This window comes from Planosporangium mesophilum (assembly GCF_016863255.1).
Lineage (GTDB): Bacteria > Actinomycetota > Actinomycetes > Mycobacteriales > Micromonosporaceae > Planosporangium > Planosporangium mesophilum.
Map to the genome: position 1 here is coordinate 47,004 of NZ_BOON01000055.1, position 7,331 is coordinate 54,334.

The window sequence follows — 7,331 nt, forward strand, 5'->3', positions numbered from 1 at the left end:
CCTCATACCACCGGCACGGTTCGCACCACGCGTGGTCGCACAAATCTGTTGAAGACCGAGCGAAACCCCAGCAGTTCAAGGTCAGTCGTACCGACTTGTGATCTTCAAGGGGGTAGTGGTGCACAAGCCCATTGACAATGGATCGCCACGGCACGCCGAGAATCCGGGCCGTCTCCGCCGCGGTGCAGGACTGCGCCTGTTCGCGGTGCTGGCGTTCGCGGTACTGGCGTTGGGCGCTACCGGCGGGGTCGCCTCGGCCCAGGAGGATGATCCTTCGGGATCGCCGTCGGCGGCCACGATGCCGACGGCGTCGTCGCCCGCACCCACGCAGTCGCCGTTCCCGACGGCGTCGTCACCGGCACCGACGCAGTCCCCGACACCGACCCCGACACCGACCACCCCGACACCGACACCGACCCCGACACCGACCACCCCGGCCCCGACACCCACCGGCGCGCCCGTGACCGGTGGTGGCGGTACGGCAGGGGCCGGCAACAACCTCGTGACGCCGCTGAGCGCGCTGGCCCTCGTGGCGATCGCGGGCGGTATCGCCCTGACGAGGCGACACCGGCTGACGGATGAATGATCGCCTCTCGAGGCTGATTCCTGGCGCAGGCGTGATCGCCATGCTCCTCGCCCTGGCTGCGCTGGTACCCAGCGTCGTCCAACTCGCGGGGGCGCCGGTCACGCCTGGCCTGCACCAGCCGACCGAAATTGTCCCGCCGACTGCATCCGAAGCGTCGGCGGGACGGTCCGCGCAGCCGTCGTCACGCCGGCGGGCCCAGGTGGCGTTGCCGAGGTCGGTGCCGGTACGACTGTCCATCCCCACCATCGACGCCCAGTCCACCCTCATCCCGCTCAACCTCAACCCCGACCACACCGTCCAGGTCCCACCCCTGACCAACCCCGCACAAGCCGGCTGGTACGCCCCCGGACCCACCCCCGGCGAAACCGGCGCCAGCGTCATCCTCGGCCACGTCGACGGCTACGACGAACCCGGAATCTTCTACCACCTGCGCGACCTACACCCCGGCGACCCCATCCTCATCACCCGCAAAGACGCCACCACCACCCGCTTCACCGTCTACCGCACCGAACAGGCACCCAAAACCAACTTCCCCACCACCAAGGTCTACGGCCCCACCACCCGACCCGAACTCCGCCTCATCACCTGCGGCGGCACCTTCGACCGACAAACCGGCAACTACCTCGACAACATCATCGTCTTCGCCGCGCTCGCCGGCGCCAGCTGACCGTCGCAGCCGGTTCGGAGCAGCCGGTTCGGAGCAGCCGGTTCAGAGCAACTCTCGGACGGCATCCAGAACCCGCCAGTGCCGGTCGAAGTCCTCGCGGTCGTCGGCGTCGAAGTCGTCGCTGTCCAGGACGAGATGCGTCGGGTTGAGCGAGCGCAGCCGGTGCAGGTCGTCGGAGATCTGGTGCAGGTCGCCCTCTCCGGTACGGCGCGCGGCCTCCGGTACCGCCCGGTCCCTCAATCTGATCTTGACCCGTGGCGCCAGCGCTGGTACGTCTCGCCCCACGTTCACGGCGGCCTGCCGCAGCAGCGGTAGGCCCTCGTGCTCCAGCCAGCCCACGTTGACGTCGAGGGGGTGCCACGCCGTACCGAAGCGCACCGCGCGGCGGATCGCCGGCCAGCTCTGGCCGCCGACCCAGATCGGCGGATACGGGCGCTGTACCGGCAGCGGACCGGTGTGCACCTCGGCGAACGAGACGTACTCGCCTTCGAACGACGCGACCTCGTGGGTCCACGTCGTGATCATGGCTGCCAGGTACTCGTCGGTGAGCCGGCCGCGCTGTTCGAACGGTACGGACAGCGCCCGGTACTCCTCGGCCGCCCAGCCGGTGCCCACTCCGAAGATCAACCGACCGCCGCTCAGCTGGTCCAGGTTCGCCACCATCCGCGCGGTCAGGAGCGGGTGGCGGTAAGGCACGATGGCCACGGTGGTGCCGAGCTCGAGCCTGGTGATGGGCGCCAGCCAGGCCAGCGCGGTGAACGGTTCGTAGAACGGCGTGGGGTAGACGGCGTACACGTCGGGGGTCACGGCGACGTGGTCGGAGAGCATCGCGATGTCGAAGCCGGCGCTCTCCGCCCGCGCGGCCCAGGCCCGCAGGCTGTCCGGGCCGGCCGGGGCACCGAAGTTGACGACGTTCACGCCGAGCTTCATGAGCCGCTCCGCAGCAATCTGTTGGCGCCCGGCGGTTCACCTACCCACGTCCGGCGGTCACCTATCCGGGTACGGGAAAGTCGGGGAACCCGCCTACAGCGACGGGCGGCTCGGCGACATCGCGGTGATGTTGATCTGGTTGTGCTGGCAGACCGGACCGAGCCGGGCCGGTACCGGCACCTGGCTGGTCTCGTCCGGCGGCGTGACCCAGAGCGACGAGGAATCGACGCCCTCGTACCCACCTCCGGTCGCCGAAAACCCGCCGTCCGCCTCTTGCTCGCCTCTCCGCGATCGTGGAGACGGTCCCGCCGCCACCGCCGCCCACCGGCGCCGATACGATCGGCCACGATGGAGCGAGCACCGTTGTCCGACGCCCTGCTGTCCGACACCCTGTTGTCCGACGCCCTGTTGTCCGACACCCTGTTGTCAGCCGCCGTGGCGGCGCCCGGTTTCATGCCCGACGACGAGGGCCTTGCCCTGTACCAGGCCGCGCTGGCCGTCACGGCCGACGGCCCGCTGCTGGAGGTCGGCAGCTACCTCGGCAAGTCGACGCTGTACCTGGCCGCGGCCGCCCGGGAGCGCGGTACCCAGGTCGTCACCGTCGACCACCACCGCGGCTCCGAGGAGCACCAGCCCGGCTGGGAGTACCACGACCCGGACCTGGTCGACCCGCAGGCCGGCCGGATCGACACGCTGCCCGGCTTCCGCCGTACCATCGCCGCCGCCGACGCGGAGGACCTGGTGGTCGCGGTCGTGGCCCGGTCCGAGACCCTGGCCGCGCTGTGGCAGCGGCCCGTCGCGTTCGTCTTCCTCGACGGCAGCCACACCGACGAGTCCGCCCAACGTGACCTCGCCTGCTGGACCCCGCACCTGACGGTCGGCGGCGTCCTCGCCATCCACGACGTCTTCCCCGACCCCGCCGACGGCGGCCAGGCACCGTACCGCGTCTATCTGAAGGCCATGGCCTCCGGCGCGTTCACCGAACTGCCCGGCTGCGGTTCGCTGCGGCTACTGCGCCGCGGCCGCTGATTCCTACCGCGGCGTCTTCCTACCGCGGCGTCCTCCTACCGCGGCGTCCTACTGCGGTTCGGCTGCGCCCCGGGTTTCAGTCACGCCTTTCCCGACAGCGCCGCAGCGCAGTTCGGGTGGGCACACGCCGCCGATCTCGACGCCCACGGGCAGGTCGGTACCCCGGAAGATCCCGCTTCTGGGGTGCGCGCCGTGCAGCGCGTCCACGGCGAGTACGACCGCCGCGCCGGTCCAGGTGGTCCGCTCCACCGGCCAGCGGACGTGGTCGTCGAGGACCAGCCCGGTCCAGTACGACCCGTCGTCCTCGCGCAGGTGCTGCATCGCGGCGACGACCTCGGCCGCCGCGTCCGGCTCGCCCACCGCGTCCAGGGCGAGGGCCAGCTCGCAGGTCTCGGCCCCGGTCACCCAGGGACGGTCGGCGACGCAGCGCGCACCCATCCCCGGTACCACGAACTCGTGCCACCGCTGCCGCAGCCGGTCCCGTCCGTCGTCGCCGCGGACCGGGCCGCCGAGCACCGGGTAGTACCAGTCCATCGAGTAGCGCGCCTTGTCCGCGAAGGCCTCCGGGTGGTGGCGTACCGCGTGGGCCAGCCAACCGGCGGCCAACTCCCAGTCCGGCTGGGGGTCGCCGAGCCGGTCGGCGATCGCAACCCCGCAGCGCAGCGCCTGGTAGATGCTGGAGCATCCGGTCAGCAGCGCGACCCGGTCGCTCGCGCCGGCCCCGTCGACGGCCCACCACACCGCACCGGACGCGGCCTGCTGGCCGACGACGAAGTCCAGGGCGCGCCGGACCGTCGGCCACATCCGGGCCAGGAACGCCTCGTCGCCGCTCGCCAGCCAGTGGTGCCAGCAGCCGACCGCCACGTACGCGCTGTGGTTGGTCTCCCCGATCGGATCGGCGACGACCCCCTGACGGTACCGTGACGCCCAGGTACCGTCGGGCCGCTGGGCATGGCGCAGCCAGTCGTACGCGGCGCGCGCCGCTTCCGGCCGGCCGCCCACGTCCAGCGCCATCGCGGCCTCGACGTGGTCCCACGGGTCGACCTCGCCGCCGGGGAACCAGGGGATGGCACCGGACGGCTCCTGGGCGGCGGCGATGCTCGCCACCGTGGCGAGGACCGCGTCGGCGGTGAGCACACCGGGCAGTTCGGGGACCGTCATCGCCGGCTGCTCGCCGGCACTTCGTCGACGGCCAGCCGGTCCTCGGCCGGATTCTGGTCCGCAGTCACGGTGTCGCGGCGCAGGTACAGCACGACGCTCTTGCCGATGACCGGGTTGAGCCCGCGCTCCAGCGTCCGGGTCAGCCAGGGACGAGCGGTGATGTCCCAGACCAGTAGGCGGTGGTAAGCCCGTACGACCGCCGCGTCCCGGTCGGTGCCGACCGCGCACTTGAGCCACCAGTACGGGCTGTGCAGGGCGTGCGCGTACCCCTTGCCCGTCACGGTCAGTCCGGCCGCAGTCAGCTTCCCGGCCAGCTCGTGGGCGCGGTAGATCCGTACGTGGCCGCCCTCGTTGGCGTGGTACTCGTCGGACAGCGCCCAGCACACCCGCTCCGGGAACCAGCGCGGCACCGTGACGGCGGCCAGCCCGCCGGGCCGGAGCACCCGGGTCAGCTCCGCCATGGCGGCGGTGTCGTCGGGGATGTGCTCGAGGACCTCGGAGGCGATGATCCGGTCGAAGCTGTGGTCCGGGAACGGCAGTCGCAGCAGGTCGCCGCGGACCGCGGTGGCCGTCGCGCCGGCCGGCGCCTCGCCGGCAAGCTCCATCGCCCCGAGCCACTCCCGGGTGGTGGCGAGGTCGCGGGCGTTCAGGTCGAGCGCGACGACGTGGGCGCCGCGCCGGTACGCCTCGAAGGAGTGGCGGCCCTCCCCACAGCCCAGGTCGAGGACCCGCATCCCCGGCCGTACGTCGAGCCGGTCGTAGTCGATGGTCAGCACACGGTCCCCGTTCCTCCGGCCGCGGCGGTCGGTTCGGCCGCGACCACCTCGCCTCTGGTCGCCTCGCCTCTGGTCGCCGCGACCCCGGTCGCCTCGGCCGCGATCGCCTCGGCGTACCACTCGGCGGTGAGCGTGGCGGTGCGGCGCCACGTGAAGCGCTCCACCACCCGGCTGCGGCCGGCGGCGCCCAGCCGCTGCCGCAGCGGGGCGTCGTCGAGAAGCCGGCCCACCGCGCCGGCCAGGGCGTCGGGATCGCCAGCCGGTACGTGCAGCGCCGCGTGCCCGTCCGGGCCGGCCACCTCGGGCAACGCCCCCGCCGTGGTGACGACGAGCGGCGTGCCGCAGGCCATCGCCTCGACCGCCGGCAGCGAGAACCCCTCGTACCGGGAGGGCACGACCGCCACCTGGGCAGACCGGAACAGGTCGGCCAGCTCCCCGTCTGATAGGCCGGAGACGAACCGCACGGTGCCGGCCAGGCCCAGCCGGTTGATGGTCCGGTCGGCCGCGCCGCCGGGGCGCAGGGTACCGACCACGACCAGCGCGACCGGCCGCTCGGTACGTAGCTTCGCCACCGCCTCGATGAGGTCGTCGAGCCCCTTGAGTGGCACGTCCGCGCTGGCGACGGTCACGATCCGGCCGGCGACTCGGGCTTGCTCACCGACCGGGCGGAAGGTCTCCTCGTCGACGCCGACGCCGATGACCCGCAGGCGCTCGGGCGCGACCCCGAACGCCTGGACGATCTCGTCCTTCGACGCGTCCGAGACGGTGGTGATCCACTCCATTCGGCGGGCGACGCGGCCCTGCATCCGGCAGAACGCGTACCAGCGGCGCAGGGACAGCCGCCGCTGCCAGGTGCTCGCGGCGGCCAGTTCCAGGTCGCGGTCGACCGTGATGGGATGGTGGATGGTGGCGACGACGGGGACGCCGCGCCCGGGCAGCCGGATCTCTCGCCGACCCAGCCCTCGCCGGCCCAGCCCCCGCAGGCCCAGCCCCCGCAGGCCCAGCAGCCCGTAGCCGAGGCTCTGGTTGTCGTGGACGACGTCGAACTCGGACAACCGGCGGCGCAGGTGCGACCAGGCGCGCAGGGAGAAGGTCAGCGGCTCGGGGAACGCGCCGGTACACATGGCGGTCCACTCCAGAACGTCCACTGCGGAGCGGAACTCCGACAGGCGCGGCGCGCGGAACGGGTCCGGCTCGCGGTAGAGGTCCAGACTGGGCAGGCAGGTCAGCCGGACGCCGTCGTCCAGGACGGGTAGCGGCGGGCCGGAGAAGACCTCGACGTGGTGGCCCAGCCGTACCAGCTCTCGGGACAGGTGACGGACGTAGATGCCCTGGCCGCCGCTGTGGGGCTTGCTCCGGTAGGACAGCAGGGCCACGCGCAGTGGGGCCTGGGTCACTTGCTGACCCTAGCGGCGAGTGACGTGGGGACGCACGCGGTGGCGCTCACCGGCGCTCCGCCGACCGTACGATGATTAATGGTCATCTCCTCCCCGCGCGCAAAGGTATCGACCTCTACCCGCCGGTAACAATACGTCGTGATCGGACACACCCCGACGCGGGCGGCCGTCAACGTTTGTCGGCGGGCCACAGCGGTACGGGTAAGGGCGGTACGGGTACAGGAAACACGTTGAAGGAGGCTGCCGTCGAAGTGAACGTGAACGATGTACTCATCGAGACGTTCGACCGGATCCCGGAGCACGTCCGGTCCGCGGTCGAGGGGCTCACGCCGGAGCAGCTGGGGTGGTCACCGGCGCCGGGCACCAACTCGATCGGCTGGCTCGTGTGGCACCTCACCCGGGTACAGGACCACCACGTCGCCGAGCTGCTCGGCCGGGACCAGGTGTGGGCGGAGGGTGAGTGGGCGGCCCGCTTCGGGCTCGGCGCCGACCCGTCCAACACCGGCTACGGCCACTCCCCCGGGCAGGTCGAACAGGTCCGTCCGGACGGCCCCGAGGTCCTCGTGGAGTACTACGACGCCGTCCACGCGCGTACCCGGGACTTCCTGCGCGGCCTCAAGTCGGACGATCTCGACCGGGTCGTCGACAAGCGGTGGGATCCACCGGTGACCCTCGGCGTCCGACTGGTGAGCATCGCCGACGACGACATCCAGCACGCCGGCCAGGCGGCCTACGTCCGCGGCCTGCTGACGTGAGCGCGGCGGGCGGCGTCCCTCGGTGGCACG

The 7,331-nt window shown here is 72.1% G+C and carries 8 protein-coding genes; 4 read left to right on the plus strand and 4 right to left on the minus strand.

Annotated elements, in window-relative coordinates; translation table 11 throughout:
- Nucleotides 1-118: 118 nt before the first annotated feature.
- Entirely contained in the window at nt 119-586 is a 468-nt protein-coding gene (locus Pme01_RS26210; protein ID WP_168118161.1) for a hypothetical protein, read from the plus strand.
- Between the two features lie 40 nt (nt 587-626).
- Nucleotides 627-1,253: a class F sortase gene (locus tag Pme01_RS26215; RefSeq protein ID WP_203935876.1), complete on the plus strand. Its 627-nt coding sequence runs from the start codon at nt 627-629 to the stop codon at nt 1,251-1,253.
- A 42-nt stretch (nt 1,254-1,295) separates the two neighbouring features.
- On the opposite strand, the gene Pme01_RS26220 is transcribed toward Pme01_RS26215, so the two are convergent.
- Complete coding sequence (locus Pme01_RS26220) at nt 1,296-2,183, minus strand: TIGR03619 family F420-dependent LLM class oxidoreductase (protein ID WP_168116144.1); 888 nt, start codon at nt 2,181-2,183, stop codon at nt 1,296-1,298.
- A gap of 348 nt (nt 2,184-2,531) precedes the next feature.
- Between Pme01_RS26220 and Pme01_RS26225 the strand changes: the two genes are divergently transcribed.
- Nucleotides 2,532-3,212, plus strand: coding sequence for a class I SAM-dependent methyltransferase (locus tag Pme01_RS26225; protein WP_168116143.1), 681 nt, complete (start codon nt 2,532-2,534; stop codon nt 3,210-3,212).
- 48 nt (nt 3,213-3,260) lie between these two features.
- On the opposite strand, the gene Pme01_RS26230 is transcribed toward Pme01_RS26225, so the two are convergent.
- The 3 genes from Pme01_RS26230 to Pme01_RS26240 are packed head-to-tail and all read right to left on the minus strand — an operon-like array spanning nt 3,261 to nt 6,546.
- Nucleotides 3,261-4,373, minus strand: a complete 1,113-nt coding sequence (locus Pme01_RS26230; protein WP_239088474.1) for a glucosidase family protein — start codon at nt 4,371-4,373, stop codon at nt 3,261-3,263.
- Nucleotides 4,370-5,149, minus strand: coding sequence for a class I SAM-dependent methyltransferase (locus tag Pme01_RS26235; protein ID WP_168116142.1), 780 nt, complete (start codon nt 5,147-5,149; stop codon nt 4,370-4,372). Before Pme01_RS26235 ends, Pme01_RS26230 begins: the two co-directional genes overlap by 4 nt.
- Entirely contained in the window at nt 5,143-6,546 is a 1,404-nt protein-coding gene (locus Pme01_RS26240; protein WP_168116141.1) for a glycosyltransferase family 4 protein, read from the minus strand. Before Pme01_RS26240 ends, Pme01_RS26235 begins: the two co-directional genes overlap by 7 nt.
- Before the next feature lie 251 nt (nt 6,547-6,797).
- Here Pme01_RS26240 and Pme01_RS26245 point away from each other — a divergent pair, with 251 nt between their 5' ends.
- Nucleotides 6,798-7,301, plus strand: a complete 504-nt coding sequence (locus Pme01_RS26245; protein WP_168116140.1) for a mycothiol transferase — start codon at nt 6,798-6,800, stop codon at nt 7,299-7,301.
- Nucleotides 7,302-7,331: the final 30 nt, after the last annotated feature.

What these genes read in the sequence shown, in the direction of transcription:
- Pme01_RS26225 (WP_168116143.1), top strand. Translation starts at nt 2,532, where the DNA reads ATGGAGCGAGCACCGTTGTCCGACGCCCTGCTGTCCGACACCCTGTTG.
- Pme01_RS26220 (WP_168116144.1), bottom strand. Translation starts at nt 2,183, where the DNA reads ATGAAGCTCGGCGTGAACGTCGTCAACTTCGGTGCCCCGGCCGGCCCG.
- Pme01_RS26215 (WP_203935876.1), top strand. Translation starts at nt 627, where the DNA reads ATGCTCCTCGCCCTGGCTGCGCTGGTACCCAGCGTCGTCCAACTCGCG.
- Pme01_RS26230 (WP_239088474.1), bottom strand. Translation starts at nt 4,373, where the DNA reads ATGACGGTCCCCGAACTGCCCGGTGTGCTCACCGCCGACGCGGTCCTC.